The 22381-nt window shown below is 72.4% G+C and carries 23 protein-coding genes; 15 read left to right on the top strand and 8 right to left on the bottom strand.

All coding sequences use genetic code 11. The features are described 5' to 3' along the window. Window positions 1-346: 346 nt before the first annotated feature. From ACQEU8_RS34800 to ACQEU8_RS34785, 4 genes are all read right to left on the bottom strand, one after another. Window positions 347-1063: an LmeA family phospholipid-binding protein gene (locus tag ACQEU8_RS34800; protein WP_433108302.1), complete on the bottom strand. Its 717-nt coding sequence runs from the start codon at window positions 1061-1063 to the stop codon at window positions 347-349. A gap of 111 nt (window positions 1064-1174) precedes the next feature. Further along, window positions 1175-2443: a hypothetical protein gene (locus ACQEU8_RS34795; protein WP_433108300.1), complete on the bottom strand. Its 1269-nt coding sequence runs from the start codon at window positions 2441-2443 to the stop codon at window positions 1175-1177. Then, entirely contained in the window at window positions 2440-2706 is a 267-nt protein-coding gene (locus ACQEU8_RS34790) for a MoaD/ThiS family protein (RefSeq protein ID WP_433108298.1), read from the bottom strand. Before ACQEU8_RS34790 ends, ACQEU8_RS34795 begins: the two co-directional genes overlap by 4 nt. Window positions 2707-2719: 13 nt before the next feature. After that, window positions 2720-3757 (bottom strand): alpha/beta hydrolase family protein, encoded by a 1038-nt coding sequence (locus ACQEU8_RS34785; RefSeq protein WP_433108296.1) that lies wholly within the window; start codon window positions 3755-3757, stop codon window positions 2720-2722. A 301-nt stretch (window positions 3758-4058) separates the two neighbouring features. Between ACQEU8_RS34785 and ACQEU8_RS34780 the strand changes: the two genes are divergently transcribed. The 11 genes from ACQEU8_RS34780 (at window position 4059) to ACQEU8_RS34730 (ending at window position 16355) form a co-directional block, all read left to right on the top strand. Further along, a complete protein-coding gene (locus tag ACQEU8_RS34780) occupies window positions 4059-4832 on the top strand; it encodes a response regulator transcription factor (RefSeq protein WP_433108294.1) in 774 nt (257 codons plus the stop codon). Between the two features lie 155 nt (window positions 4833-4987). After that, entirely contained in the window at window positions 4988-6037 is a 1050-nt protein-coding gene (locus ACQEU8_RS34775) for a LacI family DNA-binding transcriptional regulator (protein ID WP_433108292.1), read from the top strand. Between the two features lie 61 nt (window positions 6038-6098). Further along, the gene (locus ACQEU8_RS34770; protein WP_433108290.1) at window positions 6099-7151 is read left to right on the top strand and encodes a S1C family serine protease; all 1053 of its coding nucleotides are present in this window, start codon (window positions 6099-6101) and stop codon (window positions 7149-7151) included. Window positions 7152-7188: 37 nt separating this feature from the next. Next, entirely contained in the window at window positions 7189-7941 is a 753-nt protein-coding gene (locus ACQEU8_RS34765; RefSeq protein WP_433108288.1) for a response regulator transcription factor, read from the top strand. Window positions 7942-8138: 197 nt separating this feature from the next. Next, complete coding sequence (locus ACQEU8_RS34760) at window positions 8139-9551, top strand: HAMP domain-containing sensor histidine kinase (protein ID WP_433108933.1); 1413 nt, start codon at window positions 8139-8141, stop codon at window positions 9549-9551. An 86-nt stretch (window positions 9552-9637) separates the two neighbouring features. After that, the gene (gene mshD, locus ACQEU8_RS34755) at window positions 9638-10537 is read left to right on the top strand and encodes a mycothiol synthase (protein WP_433108286.1); all 900 of its coding nucleotides are present in this window, start codon (window positions 9638-9640) and stop codon (window positions 10535-10537) included. A 421-nt stretch (window positions 10538-10958) separates the two neighbouring features. Continuing rightward, window positions 10959-11273 (top strand): 4a-hydroxytetrahydrobiopterin dehydratase, encoded by a 315-nt coding sequence (locus ACQEU8_RS34750; RefSeq protein ID WP_433108284.1) that lies wholly within the window; start codon window positions 10959-10961, stop codon window positions 11271-11273. Between the two features lie 174 nt (window positions 11274-11447). Continuing rightward, the gene (locus ACQEU8_RS34745; RefSeq protein WP_433108282.1) at window positions 11448-11972 is read left to right on the top strand and encodes a flavoprotein; all 525 of its coding nucleotides are present in this window, start codon (window positions 11448-11450) and stop codon (window positions 11970-11972) included. 79 nt (window positions 11973-12051) lie between these two features. Next, window positions 12052-12540 (top strand): hypothetical protein, encoded by a 489-nt coding sequence (locus ACQEU8_RS34740; RefSeq protein WP_433108280.1) that lies wholly within the window; start codon window positions 12052-12054, stop codon window positions 12538-12540. Between the two features lie 197 nt (window positions 12541-12737). Continuing rightward, window positions 12738-14969 (top strand): RNA degradosome polyphosphate kinase, encoded by a 2232-nt coding sequence (locus ACQEU8_RS34735; RefSeq protein ID WP_433108278.1) that lies wholly within the window; start codon window positions 12738-12740, stop codon window positions 14967-14969. Window positions 14970-15092: 123 nt separating this feature from the next. Then, window positions 15093-16355: a CHAD domain-containing protein gene (locus tag ACQEU8_RS34730; protein ID WP_433108931.1), complete on the top strand. Its 1263-nt coding sequence runs from the start codon at window positions 15093-15095 to the stop codon at window positions 16353-16355. A 184-nt stretch (window positions 16356-16539) separates the two neighbouring features. Here the strand turns inward: ACQEU8_RS34730 and ACQEU8_RS34725 are convergent, their stop codons facing one another. Next, window positions 16540-17355: a class I SAM-dependent methyltransferase gene (locus ACQEU8_RS34725; RefSeq protein WP_433108276.1), complete on the bottom strand. Its 816-nt coding sequence runs from the start codon at window positions 17353-17355 to the stop codon at window positions 16540-16542. Window positions 17356-17568: 213 nt separating this feature from the next. On the opposite strand from ACQEU8_RS34725, the gene mshA reads away from it, so the two are divergent. Together mshA and ACQEU8_RS34715 are read left to right on the top strand one after the other, a co-directional pair. Further along, window positions 17569-18951 carry a D-inositol-3-phosphate glycosyltransferase gene (mshA, locus tag ACQEU8_RS34720; RefSeq protein WP_433108274.1) on the top strand — a complete coding sequence of 461 codons (1383 nt, stop codon included), beginning with the start codon at window positions 17569-17571 and terminating at the stop codon, window positions 18949-18951. Further along, a complete protein-coding gene (locus tag ACQEU8_RS34715) occupies window positions 18944-19450 on the top strand; it encodes a YbjN domain-containing protein (RefSeq protein WP_433108272.1) in 507 nt (168 codons plus the stop codon). Before mshA ends, ACQEU8_RS34715 begins: the two co-directional genes overlap by 8 nt. Window positions 19451-19491: 41 nt before the next feature. On the opposite strand, the gene ACQEU8_RS34710 is transcribed toward ACQEU8_RS34715, so the two are convergent. The 3 genes from ACQEU8_RS34710 to ACQEU8_RS34700 are packed head-to-tail and all read right to left on the bottom strand — an operon-like array spanning window position 19492 to window position 20485. Then, complete coding sequence (locus ACQEU8_RS34710; RefSeq protein ID WP_433108270.1) at window positions 19492-19758, bottom strand: DUF4235 domain-containing protein; 267 nt, start codon at window positions 19756-19758, stop codon at window positions 19492-19494. Then, window positions 19755-20042, bottom strand: a complete 288-nt coding sequence (locus tag ACQEU8_RS34705) for a DUF3618 domain-containing protein (protein ID WP_433108268.1) — start codon at window positions 20040-20042, stop codon at window positions 19755-19757. The genes ACQEU8_RS34710 and ACQEU8_RS34705 overlap by 4 nt, the downstream gene beginning before the upstream one ends. Further along, window positions 20039-20485: a phage holin family protein gene (locus ACQEU8_RS34700; protein WP_433108266.1), complete on the bottom strand. Its 447-nt coding sequence runs from the start codon at window positions 20483-20485 to the stop codon at window positions 20039-20041. The genes ACQEU8_RS34705 and ACQEU8_RS34700 overlap by 4 nt, the downstream gene beginning before the upstream one ends. Before the next feature lie 313 nt (window positions 20486-20798). On the opposite strand from ACQEU8_RS34700, the gene ACQEU8_RS34695 reads away from it, so the two are divergent. Further along, window positions 20799-22133 (top strand): S8 family peptidase, encoded by a 1335-nt coding sequence (locus ACQEU8_RS34695; protein WP_433108264.1) that lies wholly within the window; start codon window positions 20799-20801, stop codon window positions 22131-22133. Then, on the top strand, window positions 22130-22378 hold the full coding sequence (locus ACQEU8_RS34690) for a hypothetical protein (RefSeq protein WP_433108262.1): 249 nt from the start codon (window positions 22130-22132) through the stop codon (window positions 22376-22378). Before ACQEU8_RS34695 ends, ACQEU8_RS34690 begins: the two co-directional genes overlap by 4 nt. Window positions 22379-22381: the final 3 nt, after the last annotated feature.

Below are 22381 nucleotides of genomic sequence, written 5' to 3'. Positions count from 1 at the left end.
GACGGTCGGCGGTCAGCGGGAGCCGCGACAGAGCATGGCGGCGATGCGGCACAGGTCCACTGCCCGGCGCTTCGTGAGGTCCGCCTGTCGCTTCATGTGCTCGATCGTAAGGAGGACGGCGGGGCTGTGTCACCGCCGATCCGCGATATGAGACGCGTTTGTCCGCGATGTGAGAGTGATCGCTTGGAGGGGGACGGGAGCCACGCGCTTCCAGCCCCGGCTGTCTCGGATGCCGGACGTAAGGTCTCGCCCTGCGCCCCGTCAGGGGCGCGGGGAACTGCGCGATCAGCCACGACCCACCCGCAGTCTGCAACGGACAGACAGGGGCAGCCCCTCCCCAGCAGGGTCAGCCGGCCAGGTCGACCCCGGTACCCGTCATGGAGAGGTCCACCCCATCCTCGGTGGCCTCCACCTTCTCCAGCTTCAGCCCCTCGGGCAGCCGGTCGATCTTGCGCTCGAAGTCGATCTTCTTACGGATCGCGTCCTCGACGCCGGGCAACTTGGAGCCGGGCACCTTGTCGGCATGCAGCCGCACCGTGTCACCGCCCGAGACACTGACAGTGCTGTAGACGCTGCGCTCGACGGCGCGGCCCACCAGCGGGAGGGCGACGCTGGCGGTGACCTTCACCTGGTCCTTGCCGGAGGTGCTCTTACCGCCGTAGCCGACCCGCACGCCGTCGTCCGCGGCCTTGGACAGATCGGCGTAGGAGAGATGGACGGTGCCGGTGGCCCGATCCGCGACGGCCGAGCTGTAGTCACCCGAGAGCTTCACGTTCTCGGCCGCCATGTTGACCTTGCTCAGCCGCACCTGGCGGCCGTCCGCCGTGGTGGTGACGCCCTCCACCTCGACGGTCACCTTGTCCAGGTCCTTGCTCGCGACCTGGGTCAGGAAGGGGAAGCCCTCGATGGAAACGGACGGCTCGCCGGAGGAGGCGGAACCCAGCTGGCCCTCGAGCTTCTTGGCCACCTCGTCCTCGGCGAGGTTCACCGCGATGCGGTCGGCCGCCACGAAGAGCCCGGCGAGTACCACCAGAATCACAAGCCCTATCCGTAGTGCGCGCATCGCGTCCGTATCCCCCCAAGAGTCGGCTGGCCACGAGTCGGCTGGCTAGCTGCGAGCGTAACCCGCAGGCCGCCGGGCACTCCTGGGGCGGTTGAGGTTGGTGGGGCGTTGTTACATCAGCGTGCGGCCCAGCAGATAGAGGGCCGGGGTGGCCAGGGTGAGGGGGAGGGCGACGCCCGCCGTCATATGGACGAACCGGGAGGGCCAGTCGTAGCTGGCCACCCGCAGACCCAGCAGCGCACACACACCGGCCCCCAGGCCCAACAGCGCGGCCGGCACCGGATCCACGCCGTTGAGCTGCCCCGTCGCCGTACCGGCCCCAGCTGCGGCGGCGAGCGCGAGCAGGACCGAGAGGGGTGCGGGAAGCGGTACGGCCCGCGCCAGTGCGGCCACCGCGACGGCGGCGGCTCCCACCGTCACGGCCTTCGGCTCGGTGGGGAGCAGCCCGGCGGCCAGCACCGTCAGGCCGATCGCGGCGAAGCCCGCCGTGAGCGCGTAGAGGCGCTCATCGGCGCTGGAGTTGTTGCGCAACTGCAGCACCAGGGAGAGGACGCACCAGACGCCCGCCGCGCCGAGCAGCACCGTCGGCGCGGCCTTGCCATCGGTCAGCAGCAGCCCGGCGTCGGCCGTCAGCCCCGCCACGAACGCGAGGGCGATGCCCTGCCGGGCCGGCCACATACCGTTGAGTCGGTACCAGCCGGCGGCCGTCAGCAACTGGAGCAGTACGAGCGCGCCGGTGAGCGCCCAGTGCCCCAACGGCGCGGTCCCCGCGAGCAGGGCCGCCAGCACCGTGGTGACGGCGGCGGGCCGGAACCCCGGCGCGATGATCGGCGACCCGGTGCGTTCGCGTGCTCCCCGCGGGGCCGAGGGGGCGGTGGCGGCAGGCGGGGGCTGTTCCGCCTGCGCGGGGGCTGGAGCGCCGTAAGGCTGCGGCTGTGGCTGGGGGTGGGCCTGAACGCCGTAGGGCTGTGGCTGCGGCTGAGGGCCGGGGTGCGGCTGGGCTTGGGGCTGAGGCATCGGCTGTGGTGACGAGTGGTCTTCCGGCGGCAACGGGCCGGGCGCTCCGGGCCAGGGCGCTCCGGAGGGTTCGGGGAGGGGCTGGTGCGCCTGCGGCGCCTCGTGGGGGAGCGCCGCATCGGTGCCCCAGGGCGCCTCGTACGCGGCTCCCGACGAGACCCCGTACGACGGCTGCGGAGCCTGCGGGTGAGGGGGTGCGTCGGCCCGGGTCACCTCGTACGTCACGTCGTACGGGCCCTGGTACGGCGCCTCGTACTCGGGCAGCGGCTGCACCTCGGCGTGCTGCACCTCGGCGTGCGGGACGGGGCGGCCGTACTCGTCGTACGCGCCGCGGTAGGGGTCCTCGTACCGGCCGTCGTTCATCGGGCGCCCCCGGCGAACGGGGGGAGGACCTCGACGGTGCCGCCCTCGCTGAGCCGGACGGTCTCGTGGGCACGGGTGCCGACCGGGTCGCCGTCGACCAGGAAGGAGCAGCGCAGCAGTACGCGGGCGAACTCGGGCTGCTCGGCGTGTGCCTCGCGGGCGCGCCCGAGCGCGTCCGCCAGGGTGCCGGCGTCGTACGGCTCCTCGGCGGTGCCTGCCGCGGCCTTCGCCGCCGCCCAGTAGCGGATCGTGCCGCTGGCCATGGTGGAGTCCCTCTCAGCCGTCCGTGCCCTCTGTGGCGTCCTGTTTGTCGCGGCTCCCATGATGCGGCCTCGCGGCGGGTGCTTGTAGCCGGGTGGCGGCCCAGTCGCCGATCCGGTCCAGCAGCGCGGGGTCGGCGGAGTTCTCCGCGTGTCCGAAACCGGGCACCAGCCACAGCTCGGACGCTTCCGGGTCCGCCGCCTCGGCGAGCGCGAGGGGGTGGTCGACGGGGAAGAACGGGTCCTGGTCGCCATGGACGACCAGCAGCGGCACCGGAGCGATCAGCGGGGCCGCGGCGATGGGGGAGAGGGGCACCGGGTCCCAGTCCCGGTGGTGGACCCGGGTGCGGAGGCCGTACCGCGAGAAGAGCCGGCCGACGGGATGCTGGATCGCCCAGTGCAGCCACCGCATGGGCGCCGTACCCCGGTAGTACCAGCGGGCCGGTGCGCTGACGGCGACCACGGCGTCGGCGTACGCATCGCCTTGTGAGTCCCCCGCGCCCTGTGCGCCGCCCCTGTCGGCCGTGCGCGCGACCGTGCGCCCCCTGTGCATCACCGGATCGGAGGTTGACGATGCGTGACCGTCGCCGTGCTCCGCGCGGTGCAGCGCCCCGTGCCGCAGGACCACCGCGCCGCCCATCGAGAAGCCGACGGTCGCCACCCGGCGGTGCCCCAGGGAGCGGGCCCACGCCACGGCCGCCGCCAGATCCAGCACTTCCAGGTCGCCCACCGTCGAGCGCCCGCCCGAGCGGCCGTGCCCGCGGAACGAGAAGGTCACGACGGCCGCGTGCGCGGTGAACGCGGTGGCCGCGCGGCGCAGCGGGGCCCGGCCCAGCGCGCCGGTGAAGCCGTGCGCGAGCACGATCGCGCCCGGGTCCGCGCCCGTACCGGCGGCCCGCCCGCCGTCGGCCGGACCCGCGTACGGCTCGTATCCGGCCTCGATCCGCACCCCGTCCGCTGTCCGCAACTCCCGACGAACCGCCCCCATAGGACTACTCCCCGTGACGATCTGCTGGTGATCGCGAGCGAAGTCACATGCCGCTCGGTCTCTCATGCGGGTATTCTGCTTGGCAAGCAGGATCCGGGCAGCGTCGCCCCCGGGTCCTTTTGTGCTTTCTGGGGGCCGGGGCCGGTGGGACAGGCCGTGGCCCGGCCCTCGGGCAGTGCCGTACGAAGCAGTGCCGCCATATTCCCCCGGGCGACAGCCCGGGTGGCGCCCCGGCGCAGGGCGCCAGGAGGGAACTCGACGTCATGGGCAAGCGAACCGTGCAGAACCGAGACCGGAACCGAGGCCGTTCGAAAGCGCACCAACCACGTGCCACGTGGGCCCTCTCCGCGAGGGAGGGTGACACCGCATGAGTTCACTGCTTCTCCTCACCAACGCGCTCCAGCCGTCCTCCGAGGTGCTGCCGGCGCTGGGACTGCTCCTGCACAACGTGCGCGTCGCCCCCGCGGAGGGGCCCGCGCTGGTGGACGCGCCGTCCGCCGACGTGATCCTCGTCGACGGCCGCCGCGATCTGCCGCAGGTGCGGTCGCTGTGCCAGCTGCTGCGCTCCACCGGGCCCGGCTGCCCGCTGATGCTGATCGTGACGGAGGGCGGGCTCGCCGCCGTCACGGCGGAGTGGGGCGTGGACGACGTCCTGCTGGAGACCGCGGGACCTGCCGAGGTGGAGGCCCGGCTGCGGCTGGCCACCGGCCGTCAGCAGATCGCCGCCGACGACAGCCCGATGGAGATCCGCAACGGTGATCTGTCGGTCGACGAGGCGACCTACAGCGCGAAGCTGAAGGGCCGGGTCCTCGACCTGACCTTCAAGGAGTTCGAGCTGCTGAAGTTCCTCGCGCAGCACCCCGGCCGGGTGTTCACCCGCGCCCAGCTGCTCCAGGAGGTGTGGGGCTACGACTACTTCGGCGGCACCCGCACCGTGGACGTACACGTGCGGCGCCTGCGCGCCAAGCTGGGTCCGGAGCATGAGGCGCTGATCGGCACCGTGCGAAATGTCGGCTACCGCTTTGTCTCTCCCGAGAAGGCGCCGGAGAAGAGTGAGGGCTCGGCTCCTGAGTCGTCCGTCGCGGACGAGGCGGAGCGCGTCGCGAGGGAGGCGGCGGCCTCCGGGCGCGGCGGCGACTAGAGGGCGTCCCCTCCTCGGTGCTGGGGAGGGGGTGCCCCTGCCCGATGCCCGCAGGCTGCGGGTGAGCTGTGGCTGGGCGCGCAGTTCCCCGCGCCCCTTCGGGGCGCGGGGAATGGGCGGCGGAAAAGATGCTCATCCCGCGTAGACTCTCGGGCGTGGCCAAGGTGACGCGGGACGACGTGGCGAGGGTGGCGGGGACCTCGACAGCCGTTGTCAGCTATGTGATCAACAACGGCCCCCGCCCGGTCGCCCCGGCGACCCGGGAGCGGGTGCTCGCCGCCATCAAGGAGCTGGGGTACCGGCCCGACCGCGTGGCGCAGGCCATGGCCTCGCGGCGTACGGACCTCATAGGGCTGGTCGTCCCGGACGCCCGCCAGCCGTTCTTCGCGGAGATGGCGCACGCCGTCGAACGCGCGGCGGCCGAGCGCGGGAAAATGGTCCTGGTCGGCAACTCGGACTATCTGGACGCCCGCGAGGTGCACTATCTGCGTGCGTTCCTGGGAATGCGCGTCTCCGGCCTCATCCTCATCAGCGCGGGCCCCAGCGAGCACGCGGCGGCGGAGATCGACGCGTGGGACGCCCGCGTCGTCCTGATGCACCGGCGGCCCGAGGCCATCGACGACGTCGCCGTCGTCCTCGACGATGTGGGCGGCGCCCAGCTGGCGACCCGGCATCTGCTGGAGCACGGTCACGAGTACGTGGCCTGCCTCGGCGGGATGGAGTCCACGCCGGAGCAGGGCGACCCCGTCACCGACCACATCGAGGGCTGGTCCCGGGCGATGCGGGAGGCGGGCAAGTCCGTCGAGGGCCGGCTCTTCCAGGCCCCGTACAACCGGTACGACACCTACCGGATCGCGCTGGACCTGCTGCGCGGCCCCGACCGGCCCACCGCGCTGTTCTGCGCCACCGACGACCAGGCCATCGGCGTGCTGCGCGCCGCCCGCGAGCTGGACATCGACGTGCCCGGCGAACTGGCGGTCGCGGGGTTCGACGACGTGAAGGAGGCGGGGCTGACCGATCCCCCGCTGACCACCGTCGGCTCGGACCGCGAGGCGATGGCGAAGGCTGCCGTGGACCTGGTGCTGGACGACTCGCTGCGGATCCCCGGCACCCGCAACGGCGGTGTGCCCGGCAGCAAGGGCAGGGTGCGGCAGTTCCCCTCCGGGCTGGTCATCCGGCGCTCGTGCGGGTGCGACCCGGCATAACTCGGAGGTTTCTCAGGGCCTCTTCAGCAAGCTCTCATTTTGCCGACGCACTCTCGGTGGCATGGAAAGCTTCGAGCGGGAGACCCCGCGAAACCAGCAGAGCACAGCATCCTTCGGCGCCGTGCCCCCGCCGCCGGCCGAGCCGCCGTACGCCACGTTCCCCGCGGATCCGGGCGGCCGGGCAGCGCCCGACGACCCCGCGGCGACCGGCCGCCGGGCGCGGCGCCGGATGCGGCGGCCCGCCGCGCTGCTGACCGCCGTCGCCGTAGCCGCAGCAGTGATCGGCGGGGGCACCGCGTACGGGATGGAGCAACTGCTCGGCGGTGACGGCGGGTCGAGCGCGGCGGCGCCCATCGCCGGCGGCAGCAACGCGACCGCGAAGGGCGCGGTGTCCAAGGTGGTGGAAGGCGTCCAGGACAGCGTGGTGGAGATCAAGGCGACCGGCGGTTCGGGACAGTCGACCGGTTCCGGCGTCGTCATCACCAAGGACGGCGAGATCGTCACCAACAACCATGTCGTCTCCGGCGCCGACATCGTGAAGGTCACCTTCAGCAGCGGCAGGACAGCGCAGGCGGAGGTCGTGGGAACCGACGCGGACAAGGATCTGGCGCTGCTCAAGGTGGACGGGCAGGACGATCTCGAGCCCGCCGCGCTCGGCGACTCCGACGCGGTGGGCGTCGGCGACCAGGTCGTCGCCATCGGCTCGCCCGAGGGCCTGTCCGGGACCGTGACCAGCGGTATCGTCTCCGCCAAGGACCGCGAGGTGAAGGTCCCCAAGGAGGACGGCGACCAGAACGAGCTCCCCAGCCAGGGCAGCGGGGGCAGCGAGTGGCCGTTCGAGTCCGGCGGCGGTCAGTACAACGGCGGGGTCCAGGGGGAGACCACCACCTACAAAGCCATCCAGACCGACGCCTCCCTCAACCCCGGGAACTCCGGCGGACCGCTGTTCAACATGTCCGGGCAGGTCATCGGCATCAACTCCGCCATCTTCTCGGCCGGTTCAGGGCAGGGCGAGGCGTCCCAGGCCAGCGCGGGCAGCGTCGGTCTCGGCTTCGCCATCCCGGTCAACGACGTGAAGCAGGACCTGGACGCGCTGCGTGACGGCGGTGCATGACCCGCACGCTGGTCAGGACGGTGCCAAGCTGGTGGCCATGCCCTCCGAGATCACACCCTCCCCGTCGGGACCGGCGTCCGAGAAGCAGACCATCCTCGTCGTCGACGACGAGCCCGCCGTCCGGGACGCGCTCCGCCGCAGCCTGAGCTTCGAGGGGTACGAGACGCAGCTGGCCGCCGACGGTGCCGAGGCCCTGGAGAAGGTGGCCGAGCACCGGCCCGACCTGGTCGTCCTCGACGTGCTGATGCCCCGTATGGACGGGCTGACCGCCGCGCGCCGGCTGCGGGCCACCGGAGTGCGGGTGCCCATCCTGATGCTGACCGCGCGCGACACCGTCGGCGACCGCGTCACCGGGCTGGACGCGGGCGCCGACGACTACCTCGTCAAACCGTTCGAACTGGACGAACTCCTCGCCCGCGTCCGGGCGCTGCTGCGGCGCAGCTCGTACGCGCGTGCCCAGGCGCAGGCCGAGGCGGCCCAGGAGCCCGAGACGCTGTCGTTCGCCGATCTGCGGATGGACCTGCGGACGCGCGAGGTCACCAGGGGCGGGCGGCCGGTGGAGCTGACGCGTACCGAGTACACGCTGCTGGAGATGTTCCTCGCCCACCCGCGACAGGTGCTCACCCGGGAGCAGATCCTCAAGGCCGTCTGGGGCTTCGACTTCGAGCCGTCGTCCAACTCGCTGGATGTGTATGTGATGTATCTGCGCCGCAAGACCGAGGCGGGTGGGGAACCGCGCCTGGTGCATACGGTGCGCGGGGTGGGCTATGTGCTCAGGGACGACGCGTGAGCTCTCCGCACAGCGACTCCACGGGCGGCGCCGACTCCGTGGGCGGTGCGGACTTCCCCAATGCCGCCGAGTCGCCCAACGGCGCCGAATCCCCCAACGGCGTCGGCGGCGTCGGCGATACCCGTGGTGCCGACGGCGCCCGTAGGGCCCGGAGTGCGCTGTTCCGGCTGCGTCGGCAGGGTGCCAGGGCCGTCTCCATGCCGTTGCGCGGGCGTCTGGCGCTGCTGGCGGCGGCGACGGTGGCGCTGGCGGTCGCCGCGTGCGCGGTGGCCTGCTGGTTCCTCGTACGCGCACAGCTGCTCGGCTCGCTGGACGACTCGCTGCGGGACAACTCGGTCTCGCCCAGCACCGTCGTCGACCGGGTGCAGTCCGGCCAGTGCGCCCCGCCCGACCAGCCCGCACCCAACCCCTTCGGCGCCACCGTGCAGGTGGTGGACACCTCCGGCAGCAGCTGTGTGATCGTCGGCCGGAAGCTGGATGTGACCGACTCCGACGTACGGGTGGCCGATCAGCGGCGCGGCGAGTCCCTGCACACGGCCCGCGCCGCCAACGGCACCGAGTACCGGGTACGCACCACGCCGGTGGCGGGCACCGGGCTCGCGGTGTCGGTGGCCCGGCCGATGGCCGAGATCGAGGAGTCGCTGCGCAACCTCGCGCTGATCCTCACACTGGTCGGCGGGGCAGGCGTGCTGGGGGCCGCGGGCGCCGGTGTCGCGCTGGCCCGCGCCGGGCTGCGGCCCGTTGACCGGCTCACCGAGGCCGTCGAGCACATTGCCCGCACCGAGGACCTGGCAGTACGCATCCCCACCGACGGCCACGACGAGATCGCCCGGCTGTCCCGCTCCTTCAACGCCATGACCGAGGCGCTCGCCTCCTCGCGCGAGCTCCAGCAGCAGCTCATCGCCGACGCGGGCCACGAACTGCGCACCCCGCTGACTTCTCTCCGTACCAACATCGATCTGCTGGTGCGCAGCGAGGAGACCGGGCGGGCGCTGCCCGAGAAGGACCGCAGGGAGCTGCTGTCGTCGGTGCAGGCCCAGATGGCAGAGCTGGCCGAGCTGATCGGCGACCTCCAGGAGCTGTCGCGTCCGCAGGCGATGCCGGAGGGCGCGGAAGGCCCCCAGGAGCCGGGTGCTCCCGCCCGTACGGAGGTCGTCGGGCTGCACGTGATCGCCGAGCGCGCCGTGGAACGGGTCCGCCCGCGCGGGCCGCGGCTGACCCTGACGACCGAGCTCGCGCCCTGGTACGTACGGGCCGAGCCCGCGGCGCTGGAGCGGTCGGTGGTCAATCTGCTGGACAACGCGATCAAGTTCAGCCCCGAGAACGGCACCGTGCACACGGTGCTGCGGAACGGCGAGCTGACGGTACGCGACGAGGGGCCCGGCGTTCCCGCCGACGAACTCCCGCACGTCTTCGACCGCTTCTGGCGCTCCCCCTCGGCGCGGAGCCTGCCCGGCTCGGGGCTCGGGCTGTCGATCGTCGCCCGCACCGTACGGCAGAGCGGCGGCGAAGTCCGGCTCCAGCAGCCCGCGGACGGCGGCCCGGGGACCGAGGCGGTACTGCGGCTGCCCGGGGCACCCACGCCACCGCCGGCCGAGCCGCCCGGCTGACGACTGCCGGCTGACGACTGTCGGCTGACCGCTTACGGCAGCAGGCACCGGTCCGCTCGCCCGCGTTCGGCCGTAGGGTCGTTCCCATGAGTGACGTGGATGTTGTGGACGAGGTGTCCGCGGAAGGCGTACGAGAGGTCCAGGCGCTGATCGACGCCGCCGCACGGGAAGACGGTCAGGCCGCCGTCTCCGAGCAGGGCAGGCTCCAACTGCGCGGCGGCGCGCGCCCGGGCGTACGCCATCTGCTGCTGCGTGACGGCGACGGGGCCCTCGCCGGCTACGCGCAGCTGGAGGACACCGACCCGGTGGAGGCCCCCGCCGGAGAGCTCGTCGTCGCACCCACACGCCGGGGCAACGGCTACGGCAGGCGGCTGGGCCAGGTCCTGCTGGAGCAGTCCGGGCGACGGCTGCGGGTCTGGGCGCACGGCGGCCACCCCGCGGCCCGGCATCTTGCCCAGAGCCTGGGCATGACCCTCTTCCGCGAGCTGCGGCAGCTGCGCCGCCCGCTCGCCGGTCTCGACCTGCCCGACCCGGTGCTGCCCGCGGGGGTGACCGTGCGGACGTTCCGCCCCGGCGAGGACGACGCCGCGTGGCTGGCCCTCAACGCCGCCGCCTTCGCCCACCACCCCGAGCAGGGCAACCTCACCCAGCGCGACCTCGACGACCGCAAGGCGGAACCCTGGTTCGACCCGGTCGGCTTCTTCCTCGCCGAACGGGAGGGACGGCTGGTCGGCTTCCACTGGACGAAGGTGCACTCCGCTGAGGAACTGGGCGAGGTCTACGTCCTCGGCGTCAGCCCCGAAGCCCAGGGTCTCGGCCTCGGCAAGGCCCTCACCACCATCGGCCTCCGCTACCTCTCCCACGAACGCGGCCTCCCGACGGCCATGCTCTACGTAGACGCCGACAACACCGCCGCCGTCCGCGTCTACGAAAACCTCGGCTTCCGCACCCACGAAACCGACCTCATGTACCGCACGGAAACCTGACGGGGGCGCTTTGTGCGGGGGCGCACAAAGCGCCTCCGCCCAACCGCCCACCGGCGCGCACAAGCGGAGCGAGAAGACGAACCCGCAACCCAGACCGACCGGCTGGTCGGTCACGAACCCCCAACCCCGCGACGGCGGCGGTACGGCGCGCAACCCTCCACTCACCCGCACCTTGCAACTCGCTGTGGGAGCAAGTGCTGACCGTCGTTCCTGAGACGGCCAGGAGAGACCGAGGTGTCTACCTCGCCCGACAGGCGACGGCGGCAGCCGCGGCGCAGGAACCGGATCAGGACGTCGAGTCGCGAGAGAGGCAGCGGATCGCTGGAGACACCGGCTCGGCGAGTCATGCGCCCGTGGCAGGATGCGGCCATCGGCCGGGAGCTCAACGAAGTTCTGGCTCCCGTGGACGGAGGGGGATGACGTGGGCGACGCGCCGCAGCCACTGTCCGATCAGGAAATCACCGAGCGCTTGGAACAGCTGCCGGGCTGGGAGCGTTCCGGAGACGAGATCACCCGCAGCTACGGCATCCGTTACCACGGCGGCGTCGCAATGATCGTGCACGTCGCGGACGTTGAGCGGCTGATCGGCCACCACGCGGACATCGACCTGCGCTGGGATCACCTGCGGTTCGGCATCACGACACACGATGCCGGATACAAGCTCACCGCCGCCGACTTCGACCTCGCCGCCCGCATCGACCACATCGCGGCATCCCACGGGGCTCAGCCGCGCTGATGGACCACCTCGCCAAGTTGCGGGCCTGGCTTGAGCGGTACTCCCGACTTCCGGCGCCGCACCACAGGAGGTTGCGCGGCCGTCCGTCGTACGTCTGGTCGGGCAACTCCTGGAGCTAGTGCCGTCTCCCGGGCCGGAGTTGCGGGGCCTCGCGCAGCGATGTGGACTCCCCGCATGACACAGCCTGTGCTCTACCTGATCGCCTGCGCGGCAGGGCCCGCCCAGCACATCGATGACGGTGTCCGAGCCGCGCAAGCTGCCGGGTGGGATACCTGCCTCATCTTTTCGCCTACCGCAGCGACATGGTGGGAATCCCGCATGGGCGAGCTGGAAGCGTTGACCGGGCATCCGGTGCGCCATCGCTACACCCTCCCCGGCGAATCGGGCGGCCTGCCCAAGGCGGACGCGATGCTCGTCGCACCGTTGACGACGACGAGTGCGTGCAAGTGGGCCGCCGGGATCACCGACACTGTCGCGCTGGGGATTCCCGCGGAGGCCGTACACCTGGGCGTGCCGGTCGCAGCGGCACCGTTCTGGTCGACAGCGCTAGGGGCACAGCCCGCCGTGGACCGCGCCGTGGCGACACTGCGCGAGCAGGGTGTGCGGGTGGTATTCGTTCCCGGTGAGCCGCACCGGCCGAAGCAGGGGGATGGCGCGGCGTTCCCATGGGAGCGGCTACTCGAAGCGATCACTCCATGATCCTGGGAAGGCCGCATGTCGCGAGCGGCGGGCGTGACCGTCTCCGCCCTCTGCCGGCCAACCGATGAAGGACGTACCGATGACCACTCTCGCCATGACAGGGCACATGGATCTCACGGACTCGACGGTTCCGCTGGTCCGCGAGGCGCTGGAGAAGCTCCTCGCGGACTATGAGCCGGCTGACCTGGTCGGTGTCTCGTGCATCGCGGAACGCGCGGACTCCTTGTTCGCCGAGGCTGTGCCGGCGGTGGGTGGCCGTCTCGTCGTCGTGTTGCCCAGCAGGGATTACCGGGAAGCGAAGGTGAAGCCCTCGCACGCGGCCACTTTCGATCGGCTTCGCGCGGCTGCGTCGGACGTGGTGGTGATGCCGCACGAGACAGCGAACCGGACGGCATACGAGGCCGCCAATGCGGAGCTGCTGCGCCGTGCGGACCGGCTGGTGGCCGTATGGGATGGTCAGCCGCCATCCGGGAAGGGCGGCGGCACCGCAGACACCGTGCAGCAAGCGCGGGCCGAGGGATTGGGCGTCACCGTGGTGTGGCCGCAGGGGGCTGCGCGGAAGGGCTGATCCCTGGGGTCCCCGCGGGGACTGGGGGAGGGCCCTCAGGGGTAGGCCCCACGGGAAGTGACCCGGGGCGCTACCGGGGGCACCCCGCGATGCCATGTCGGCGTAACCGTTGATTCAAACTCTCGTGCGAGCCTCGCGGAATGGCCCGGTCCTCCCTGGCAGAGAGCCTCGCAGCGCACAGCACGGACAATGGCGGTATGAGCCAGCCCGGAAATGTCCACGGCAATGTCCCCGGCAACGTTTCCAGCAATGTGCCCGGGGCGGGCCCCGACCTGGGCCTGGACCCGGACCTCGACTCCGACGCCGATGTGTACGAGGCGGACCGGGAGCACCCGGACGGCGAAGCGGCGGCCACCGACCTGCCCGCAGACCGCTTCCTGGACCGCGAACGCAGCTGGCTGGCCTTCAACGAGCGCGTGCTCGAACTCGCGGAGGACCCCGAGACGCCGCTCCTGGAGCGGGCCAACTTCCTGGCGATCTTCGCGGGCAATCTGGACGAGTTCTTCATGGTCCGCGTCGCGGGCCTCAAGCGCCGGATAGCGACCGGTGTGGCGACCCGCAGCGCCTCCGGGCTCAAGCCGCGCGAGGTGCTGGAGGGGATCTGGAACCGTTCGCGGGAGCTCATGGCCCGGCACGCCACCTGCTACCAGCAGGACATCGCCCCCGCGCTCGCGGCGGAGGGGCTGCATCTGATCCGCTGGGCGGAGCTGACGGAGGCCGAGCAGGCCCGGCTCTTCACCCTCTTCCGGCGGCAGATCTACCCGGTCCTCACCCCGCTCGCGGTCGACCCGGCCCATCCGTTCCCGTACATCTCGGGGCTGTCGCTGAACCTGGCGGTGGTCGTCCGCAATCCCGTCAGCGGGCACAACCACTTCGCGCGTGTGAAGGTGCCGCCGCTGCTGCCGCGCTTCCTGGAGGCGTCGCCGCACCGCTACGTCCCGCTGGAGGACGTGATCGCCGCGCATCTGGAGGAGCTGTTCCCCGGCATGGAGGTGCTGGCGCACCACATGTTCCGGGTGACGCGGAACGAGGACCTGGAGGTCGAGGAGGACGACGCGGAGAACCTGCTCCAGGCGCTGGAGAAGGAGCTGATGCGGCGCCGGTTCGGCCCTCCCGTACGGCTGGAGGTCGAGGAGTCCATCGACCCGTACGTCCTCGACCTGCTGATCCGCGAACTCAAGGTGAGCGAGGCGGAGGTCTATCCGCTGCCGGGGCCGCTCGATCTGACCGGGCTGTCCGGGATCGCGTCCGCCATGGACCGGCCCGAGCTGAAGTACCCGAAGTTCGTGGCCGGCACCCACCGGGACCTGGCCGAGGTCGAGTCCGCCTCGCCGCCCGACATCTTCGCGGCGCTGCGCCAGCGCGACGTACTGCTGCACCACCCCTACGACTCGTTCTCCACCTCCGTACAGGCGTTCCTGGAGCAGGCGGCGGCCGATCCGGACGTACTGGCGATCAAGCAGACGCTGTACCGCACCTCGGGCGACTCGCCGATCGTGGACGCGCTGATCGACGCCGCCGAGTCCGGCAAGCAGGTGCTCGTGCTGGTCGAGATCAAGGCCCGCTTCGACGAGCAGGCCAACATCAAGTGGGCGCGGAAGCTGGAGGAGGCGGGCTGCCACGTCGTCTACGGGCTGGTCGGGCTGAAGACCCACTGCAAGCTGTCGCTGGTGGTGCGGCAGGAGGGCGAGGTGCTGCGCCGGTACGCGCATGTGGGCACCGGCAACTACCACCCCAAGACGGCCCGGCTGTACGAGGACCTGGGGCTGCTGACCGCCGACCAGCAGGTCGGCGCGGATCTGTCCGACCTGTTCAACCGGCTGTCGGGGTACTCACGGCGGGAGATCTACCGCCGGCTGCTGGTCGCCCCCCGCTCGCTGCGGGACGGGCTGGTCTCCCGGATCCAGAAGGAGATCACCCACCACCGTGCCGGACGCGAGGCGTACATCCGGATCAAGGTCAACTCGATCGTGGACGAGACGGTGTGCGACGCCCTCTACCGCGCCTCCATGGCGGGTGTGCCGGTTCAGGTGTGGGTGCGCGGGATCTGCGCGCTGCGGCCCGGGGTGCCGGGGCTGAGCGAGAACATCACCGTGCGCAGTGTGCTGGGCCGGTTCCTGGAGCACTCGCGGGTCTTCTGTTTCGGCAACGGCGGTGAGCCCGAGGTGTGGCTGGGCAGCGCCGACATGATGCACCGCAACCTCGACCGGCGGATCGAGGCACTGGTGCGGGTCACCGACCCCGGGCACCGCGTCTCCCTCAACCGGCTGCTGGAGACGGGCATGTCGGACAGTACGGCCTCCTGGCATCTGGGGCCGGACGGCGAGTGGACGCGGCACTCCCATGACGAGAACGGGCAGCAGCTGACCAACGTGCAGGAAATGCTGATCGAGGGGCGGCGACGCAAGCGTGGTCCGGCGACGACGTGACGTGCGGGGCCGCGCGGCTGTTGGGGGGCTGAGATCGATGCGACGACAGCGACGTGGGTGCGGTTCGGCACGCGCGCGTGGTGCGGGGTACGCACCCGGTGCGCGGAAGGGGACGTGAACGTGATGGGACGGAGCCGGGACGTGGTCGTCGGGTCCGGACACGGCACGCGGGAGCCCGCGCAGCCGGCCGCCGGGACGGGCACGGCAGGGGGCACGGCGACGGATCCGGCCACGGGTACGGCGACGAGCGCGGCCGCGGGGACAGCCGCGGGTACGGCTGCCGAGGTGCTCGGCGGCTATCTGCACGAGCGCGCCGCGGAGTTTCTGCGCGGGCTGCGTGCACACGCGCAGGGCACCGGCGGAGGGGGCGGCTCGGGTGCCGGGTCAGGCCCCGGTGGGAGCGGCGCGGCGGATCCCGCGCGGACCGCGGCGTCGGTCGACGTACTCCGCTCCGCCGCGCGCCGGCTGAACGGGGCGCTGGTCACCTACCGCTCGCTGCTCGACCCGGTCTGGGCCGACAACCTGCGTACGGAACTGAGCTGGCTGGCGGGCGTGGTGGCCCGCGAGTACGCCTACGCGGCCCGGCTGGAGCGGCTGCTGAGCGCTCTGCACCGGCTGGCGAGCGGTGCGGGGACGGGTCGCGAGGGCGCCGAGGCGCTGTCGGCTGAGGCGGGCACCCGGCCGGTGGCTGCCCCGGCTGCCGCCCCCGGACGGCAGCAGGCCGGTGGCGGCGGACGGGGCGGCGCGGCGGCGCGCGAGCGGGGCGCACTGCCGGTGGGCGCGGCCCGCGCCGGCGCGCTGCTGGAGCGCCAGCTCACCCTCTCCCGTACCCGCGCTCATTCGGCCGCGCTCCAGGCGCTGGGCTCGGCCCGTTTCCACGCGGTCGCCGACGCGGTGGCACTGCTCGCCTCCGAGGCCCCGTTCCGCCCGGGCGGCGAGAGCGCCGACCAGCCCGCCGGTGCCGTGCTCCCGCCGCTGGCCGACCAAGCCCGCCGCCAGCTCACCGAGGCCGTCGCCGCGCTGCCGCTCTCCCGCGCCGGAGCCCCGTACAACGCCGACGGACTCTCCCGTTCGCTGGCCACCGAGGCCCGGCAGGACGCGGCCTGGGATCACGTACGGGTGCTGTTGCGGTTGCACCGGTACGCGCAGGAGGTGCTGGGCTCCCACGCGGAGCCCGAACCGCGATTGCGGCCTGCGGGGGAGGCGTTGGAGCGGCACCGGGAGGCCGCCGCGGCGGCTGCTGCTGCGGCTTCGGCCGCTGCGACGCCGCGTATTGCGCCCGCCACCGCGTATGCGCTCGGCGTGCTGCACGCCGATCAGCGCCTTGAGGTCGAAGCGGCGCGCTTCACCTTCGGCCACCACTGGATGGAGGGCGGGCCCCTCTAGTTTGCGTGCCCCGCAAAGGGGCTGCGCTTGCCCACCCTGCGCCTTGGGGGTACCTCCCGGACGGAGTCTGGGGGAGCAGACTGCCCAAGCGCAGTGGGGGGGACGCGCCCCGAAGGGGCGCGGGGAACTGCGCGACCAGCCAGAACGCGCCCGCAGCCCGCGGATGGCAGCAAGGGGCACCCCCTCACCGTGGGGCCAGGGGGCTCCAGCGAACTGTCACCTCGCCCTGACGCCACCGCCGGGGCCCATCGGCCAGCGGCCAATCCGCGGCGAGGCCGCGCACCGCGCGCATCCATCGCTGTCGTGCGCTGAGCGCCCCGTACGGCGCAGCCGCCGCCCAGGCACGGTCGAAGTCGGCGAGGAAGGCATGCACCCCCTCGCCGGGCACATTGCGGTGGATCAACGCCTTCGGCAACCGTTCGGCCAGGTCGGAGGGGGTTTGCAGGGTGGCGAGGCGGGCCGCGAAGGTGACCGTTCGGGGGCCCTCGGGGCCGAGCGCCACCCACACGTGCCGTCTGCCGATCTCGTCGCAGGTGCCCTCGACCAGCAGCCCCTCCGGCGCCAGCCGCGCACACAGCCGCTGCCACGCCGGGAGGACCTCCTCCTCCGGGTACTGGCGCAGCACGTTCGCCGCCCTGATCAGCGTCAGCCCACGGGCGTCCGGGACAGGGAGCTCGAAGCCGCCGCGTACGAAGCCGAGCCCCGTACGCTCGTACGGGCGCGCGGCCGCGACCCGCTCCGGGTCGATCTCGACGCCGTACACCCGCGCGTCCGCCCGCACTTTGCGCAGCCGTTCCAGCAGTTCGACGGCGGTCCAGGGCGCGGCCCCGTAGCCGAGGTCGACGGCGACGGGCGGGCTGGGGGAGCGGCGTAGCGCGGCGCCGTGCGTGGCGGCGATCCAGCGGTCCATCCGCCGCAGCCGGTTCGGGTTCGTCGTGCCGCGCGTGACCGTACCGACCGGCCGGTCGGGTGGACGGGACGGTGCGGGGGTACGCGGCATGAGTCGAGGATACGCAGCGGCGTTCGACCGGGGCCGCGTCCCAAGAGGTGGGCAGCGGCGCCGTCGATTGTCACAGTTCGGCAAAATGGCGGGCGAGAAGGGAAGAGGAGGCAACCTTTTCGCTGTTCCCCGTCGAGGGCCGCGCACGGCCCGGTCCCGTATCGCACCGTCCGTCCCGTATCGCACGTCCGCAACGGAGGAGGCATCGGAACCGTGAGCCACTATGTGTCCCGGCTCGACGTGTCCCGGCTCGGTCAGCGGCGCGGCGGACGCGCCGCGCTCCCGCACCCGCCCAGGACCCCGTTGCTGCGCTTCCCCGGCTCCCGCCGCGCCCGCCGGGTGGCGATGCTCAGCGTCCACACCTCCCCCCTCCACCAGCCGGGGACGGGCGACGCGGGCGGCATGAACGTCTACATCGTGGAACTGGCGCGGCAGCTCGCCGCACAGGGCACCGAGGTCGAGATCTTCACCCGTGCCACGACCGGCGCGCTCGCCCCCACGGTCGAGCTGGCCCCCGGCGTCCTCGTCCGGCACATCGACGCGGGCCCCTACGAGGGCCTGTCCAAGGAGGAGCTGCCCGCGCAGCTGTGCGCCTTCACGCACGGAGTGATGCAGGTGTGGGCAGGGCAGCGGCCCGGCTACTACGACCTGGTGCACTCCCACTACTGGCTCTCCGGGCACGTCGGCTGGCTCGCCTCGCAGCGCTGGGGGGTCCCGCTGGTGCACGCCATGCACACGATGGCGAAGGTCAAGAACGCGGCGCTCGCCGAGGGCGACACCCCCGAGCCGGCAGCCCGTGTCATCGGCGAGACGCAGATCGTGCGCGCCGCCGACCGGCTCATCGCGAACACGGCGGAGGAGGCGGGCGAGCTCGTTCACCACTACGAGGCTCCCGCCGACCGCACGGCCGTCGTGCACCCCGGCGTCAACCTCGACCGCTTCCGCCCGGGTGACGGCCGGGCCGCGGCCCGCGCCCGCCTCGGTCTGCCCCAGGACGCGCTGATCCCCCTCTTCGCCGGACGCATCCAGCCGCTGAAGGCCCCCGATGTGCTGCTGCGCGCCGTCGCCCTGCTGGTGGACGAGGATCCCTCGCTACGGCACCGGATGGTCGTCCCCGTGGTGGGCGGGCCCAGTGGCAGCGGTCTGGCCAAGCCGGAGGGGCTGCAGAAGCTCGCAGCGCGGCTGGGCATAGCCGACCTGGTGATGTTCCGGCCACCGGTCGGCCAGGAACAGCTCGCCGACTGGTACCGGGCCGCGTCCGTGCTGGTGATGCCGTCCTACAGCGAGTCCTTCGGGCTGGTCGCCGTGGAGGCGCAGGCGTGCGGCACCCCCGTGGTGGCCGCCGCCGTGGGCGGGCTGCCGGTCGCCGTACGGGACGGGGTCAGCGGCAGTCTGATCGCCGGGCACGACCCCGCCGAGTACGCCCGCGCCCTGCGCCGCTTCTGTGTCGACCCGGGCCTGGCCGAGCGGCAGGGCGCCGCTGCGGCCCGGCACGCGGAGGGCTTCGGCTGGGGCGCCGCTGCACAGGCCACCGCTGAGGTGTACGCCGCCGCGTTGCAGGAACGGCGCCGTCGCCTACGATCGCCGCATGGGTGACGTTGACGTTGCCGCCGCAGCGCGGGCGGCGATCGAGCAGACGCTGAAGGACGCCGAGCTGGAGTGGGAGAGCCCCGCGGACGGCACGTACGTCGTCACGCTCCCCGGCACCCGCAAGCTCCAGACGACCTGCTCACTTGCGGTCGGCGCACACTCCCTCTCGGTCAACGCCTTCGTCGTCCGCAACCCCGACGAGAACCACGCCGCCGTGCACCGCTGGCTGCTGGAACGCAACACCAAGCTGTACGGCGTCAGTTACGCCGTCGACTCGCACGGCGACATCTATCTGGTGGGCCGCCTCCCGCTGGCCGCCGTCACCCCGGAGGAGATCGACCGGCTGCTCGGCAGCGTGCTGGAGAACGCGGACGGCTCCTTCAACACCCTGCTGGAGATGGGCTTCGCCACCGCCATCCGCAAGGAGTACGCCTGGCGCACCTCCCGCGGCGAATCCACCCGGAACCTGGACGCGTTCACGCATCTGACGGAGCGGAAGCAGTGACCGCGAGGCGGTGACCGGCAACCGGCGGTGAGCCAGGGCCCTCAACTGGGCCAGGTGCCGGTCAGGCGGTGGACCGTGGTGGCGCCGCCGCGGTCGACGGCGGCCTTGACCGCGGCGAAGATCGCGCCTTGCAGGGCGGCCGCCAGCAGCACCTCGCGCCAGCGGCGGTCCTGGTCGGTGGCGTCGGGGGCGTCCTCGTCATGGCCGGTGGCCTTCCAGACCCGCTTGAACGCCGCGCCCGCCAAGGCGCCGCCGCCGGCACCCAGCAGCATGCCGACGGGCTTATAGGCGATCTTCACCGCGTTCATCGATGCCTCCACCGGGTGAGCCGGCTGTGCGACTGCTGCCGCTTGCGCCGGATGAAGAGGGCGAGAGCGAGCAGCGCTGCCATGCCCGCGGCGACGGGCACGGACGGGTTGTCGCGGGTCCGTATCGCTGCCTGCTGCGCCTTGGCCCGGGTCTGCGCCTTGAGGTCGGCCCGCGCCGCCAGCGCCTCGACGGTCTCGCCGAGCTCCCGGCGCGTCTCCTCCACCTGGGCGCGCAGCTCTTCCGTGCTGGGGGCGGCACCGTGGCCGTCGGGGTTGTTCGTCATCGGTGCGACCTCGCCTTCACCTCGGCAACATCGGCTTTGACGCTCTGTACGGCGCGTTCGGGGGTCGGCGGTGTGGCCTTCTTGAGCTGGCCCTTGCCGACGGCTGCCAGCGTGCCCGCGATCACCGCCAGTGCGGCGGTCACCACCAGGGCCGCCAGCCACAGCGGCAGCACCAGGTCGAGGGCGACGATGGCGGTGGCGGCGAGCGCCTGAAGCGCGATGAAGCCCATCACTCCCGCGCCGCCGAACATGCCGCCGCCGAGGCCGAAGCGCTTGCCCTTCTGCTGCATCTCGGTCTGTGCCAGCCGCAGCTCCTGCCGCATGAGCTGGGAGATCTGCCCCGACGCCTGCTGTACCAGGTGGCGCACCGACTCGTCGGCGACCGCCTGCTTGTGCGGCGTGGCCGTGTCCGTGCGGGGCGGGGCTTCATGGGTCGTGGTCATGGCCGACTCCGTTCGACTTGGTCCGTCGGTCTGGTGTGGTGTCACCCAGCCCCCGGCGGTACCCCCACCCTCCCTGCCTATGCGCTGCGCTCCGCGAATGCGGGGGACGCGCCCCGAAGGGGCGCGGGGAACTGCGCGAGCAACCACAACGCATCCGCAGTCCGCGCGCGTCGGACAGGGGCACCCCCTCCCCGTAGCAACGGAGAGCGCTCGTTCACCCGGGGCCCGGTCGCGTTGCGAGCCCCCGAGGCCGGTGCGACGGTGTGAGGGGGGACCCAATGGCCGCGGCCCGGCGACAGAAAGCGGGAAACCCATGGCGAACGGATCTATGGACAGGCGTGCCTTCGGCGGGCAGCCTGGTCGGCCCAACGGCCACCTCACGGGCCAGGGAACGGAGTACACCGGTCGGTACGTGGTCCTGCTCGACCCGAGCGACCAGGAGGGCGGCCTGAACGCGCTGCGTTCGTCCGCCGGTATCGCGTCCGTCGAGCGCGTACGGGGAACCGAGACCGCGAACGTCTCCGAGCTCCTCGAACGCCCCGACGTCTCGGTGCTGTTCGAGGAAATCGGGGCCGCGGTGGTGGAGGTGCGGCCCGAGCAGCGTCACGCGCTGGTGGCCACGGCCGAGGCGGAGTCCTCGATCATCGCGGCAGAACCGGAACGCAGGGTCTACGCCCTGCCGATCACCGCCCCGCAGCAGGCGCCGACCGAGTTCTTCCCGGCGTACCGCAGCGACGAGGACGTGGTCGACCGCCACACCAGGGCCGAAATGGCCGCTGTCCACGGCCCGGCCTTCGACGAGCGGACCTGGACCTGGGGCCAGCAAGCGATCCGGACCAACAGGTCCAGCCTGACCGGCCGTGATGTGAAGATCGCCGTCATCGACACCGGCGTCGACACCCGCCACCCGGACCTGGCGGGGCGTATCGAGGCGATGGCCTCCTTCATACCCGGCGAGACCGTCGAGGACGGCCACGGCCACGGCACGCACTGCATCGGCACCGCCGCCGGCCCGGCGGAGCCCAAGCAGGGCCCCCGCTACGGCGTGGCCTGCGACGCCAGGATCCTCGCGGCGAAGGGGCTCGACAACGCGGGCGACGGCAGCGACGGTCCCATCCTGGCGGCCGTGGCATGGGCCGTGGCCCACGGCGCGCGGGTGATCTCCATGTCGCTCGGTGCCCGGGTCCGACGCGGAGAGCTCTTCCCGCAGACGTACGAGAAGCTGGCCCAACGGGCCCTCAGGCGCGGGACGTTGATCGTCGCCGCCGCGGGCAACGACAGCGAACGGCCCCCGCACATCGAGCCCGTCAACCGGCCGGCCAACTGCCCCTCCATCCTCGCGGTGGGCTCGCTCGACCGGGGACTCACCCCGTCGTTCTTCTCCAACGGCGGCACCAACGGCCCGGGCGGCGAGGTCAACATCGCCGCGCCGGGCAGTGACATCCGCTCGGCCGCTCCCGGCGGCGGGTACGACACCCTGAGCGGCACCAGCATGGCCACCCCGCATGTCGCGGGCGTCATCGCGCTGCTCGCCCAGGCGAACCCGGACGCTTCCGTGGCCGATCTCAAGGAGACCCTGCTGTCCAGCGCGTTCCCACTGACGCAGCCCGCCAGGGACGTGGGCTCGGGCCTGCTCCAGGCACCATGAGCGAGCCATCGCAGACCGAACCGGTCGGGGTCATCCTCGCGGTCGACCCCGACCGGTTCGCGGAAGTGGTCGACGCGTTGCGGCAGGCCGGCCTGACGGTCACGAGCGAGCAGCCGGCCCTCGGCACCCTCTCCGGCACCGTCGCCCAGGACCGGATACCAACCCTGAAAGCCATCGACGGCGTCGACTCCCTCGACCGCGACCGCCCCACCCACCTCCCCCCACCCGACTCCCCGATCCAGTGAGGC

It is taken from the genome of Streptomyces sp. CA-250714 (assembly GCF_050936705.1).
GTDB lineage: Bacteria > Actinomycetota > Actinomycetes > Streptomycetales > Streptomycetaceae > Streptomyces.
This window is presented reverse-complemented; position numbering and strand designations above follow the sequence as displayed.

Coding starts and splice junctions, on each gene's coding strand:
- ACQEU8_RS34760 (WP_433108933.1), top strand. CDS start 8,139: ATGCCGTTGCGCGGGCGTCTGGCGCTGCTGGCGGCGGCGACGGTGGCG.
- mshD (WP_433108286.1), top strand. CDS start 9,638: ATGAGTGACGTGGATGTTGTGGACGAGGTGTCCGCGGAAGGCGTACGA.
- ACQEU8_RS34725 (WP_433108276.1), bottom strand. CDS start 17,355: ATGCCGCGTACCCCCGCACCGTCCCGTCCACCCGACCGGCCGGTCGGT.
- ACQEU8_RS34715 (WP_433108272.1), top strand. CDS start 18,944: ATGGGTGACGTTGACGTTGCCGCCGCAGCGCGGGCGGCGATCGAGCAG.
- ACQEU8_RS34705 (WP_433108268.1), bottom strand. CDS start 20,042: ATGACGAACAACCCCGACGGCCACGGTGCCGCCCCCAGCACGGAAGAG.
- ACQEU8_RS34695 (WP_433108264.1), top strand. CDS start 20,799: ATGGCGAACGGATCTATGGACAGGCGTGCCTTCGGCGGGCAGCCTGGT.
- ACQEU8_RS34735 (WP_433108278.1), top strand. CDS start 12,738: ATGAGCCAGCCCGGAAATGTCCACGGCAATGTCCCCGGCAACGTTTCC.
- ACQEU8_RS34740 (WP_433108280.1), top strand. CDS start 12,052: ATGACCACTCTCGCCATGACAGGGCACATGGATCTCACGGACTCGACG.
- ACQEU8_RS34785 (WP_433108296.1), bottom strand. CDS start 3,757: ATGAGAGACCGAGCGGCATGTGACTTCGCTCGCGATCACCAGCAGATC.
- ACQEU8_RS34770 (WP_433108290.1), top strand. CDS start 6,099: ATGGAAAGCTTCGAGCGGGAGACCCCGCGAAACCAGCAGAGCACAGCA.
- ACQEU8_RS34795 (WP_433108300.1), bottom strand. CDS start 2,443: ATGAACGACGGCCGGTACGAGGACCCCTACCGCGGCGCGTACGACGAG.
- ACQEU8_RS34790 (WP_433108298.1), bottom strand. CDS start 2,706: ATGGCCAGCGGCACGATCCGCTACTGGGCGGCGGCGAAGGCCGCGGCA.
- ACQEU8_RS34690 (WP_433108262.1), top strand. CDS start 22,130: ATGAGCGAGCCATCGCAGACCGAACCGGTCGGGGTCATCCTCGCGGTC.
- ACQEU8_RS34745 (WP_433108282.1), top strand. CDS start 11,448: ATGACACAGCCTGTGCTCTACCTGATCGCCTGCGCGGCAGGGCCCGCC.
- ACQEU8_RS34780 (WP_433108294.1), top strand. CDS start 4,059: ATGAGTTCACTGCTTCTCCTCACCAACGCGCTCCAGCCGTCCTCCGAG.
- ACQEU8_RS34730 (WP_433108931.1), top strand. CDS start 15,093: ATGGGACGGAGCCGGGACGTGGTCGTCGGGTCCGGACACGGCACGCGG.
- ACQEU8_RS34700 (WP_433108266.1), bottom strand. CDS start 20,485: ATGACCACGACCCATGAAGCCCCGCCCCGCACGGACACGGCCACGCCG.
- ACQEU8_RS34710 (WP_433108270.1), bottom strand. CDS start 19,758: ATGAACGCGGTGAAGATCGCCTATAAGCCCGTCGGCATGCTGCTGGGT.
- ACQEU8_RS34765 (WP_433108288.1), top strand. CDS start 7,189: ATGCCCTCCGAGATCACACCCTCCCCGTCGGGACCGGCGTCCGAGAAG.
- ACQEU8_RS34800 (WP_433108302.1), bottom strand. CDS start 1,063: ATGCGCGCACTACGGATAGGGCTTGTGATTCTGGTGGTACTCGCCGGG.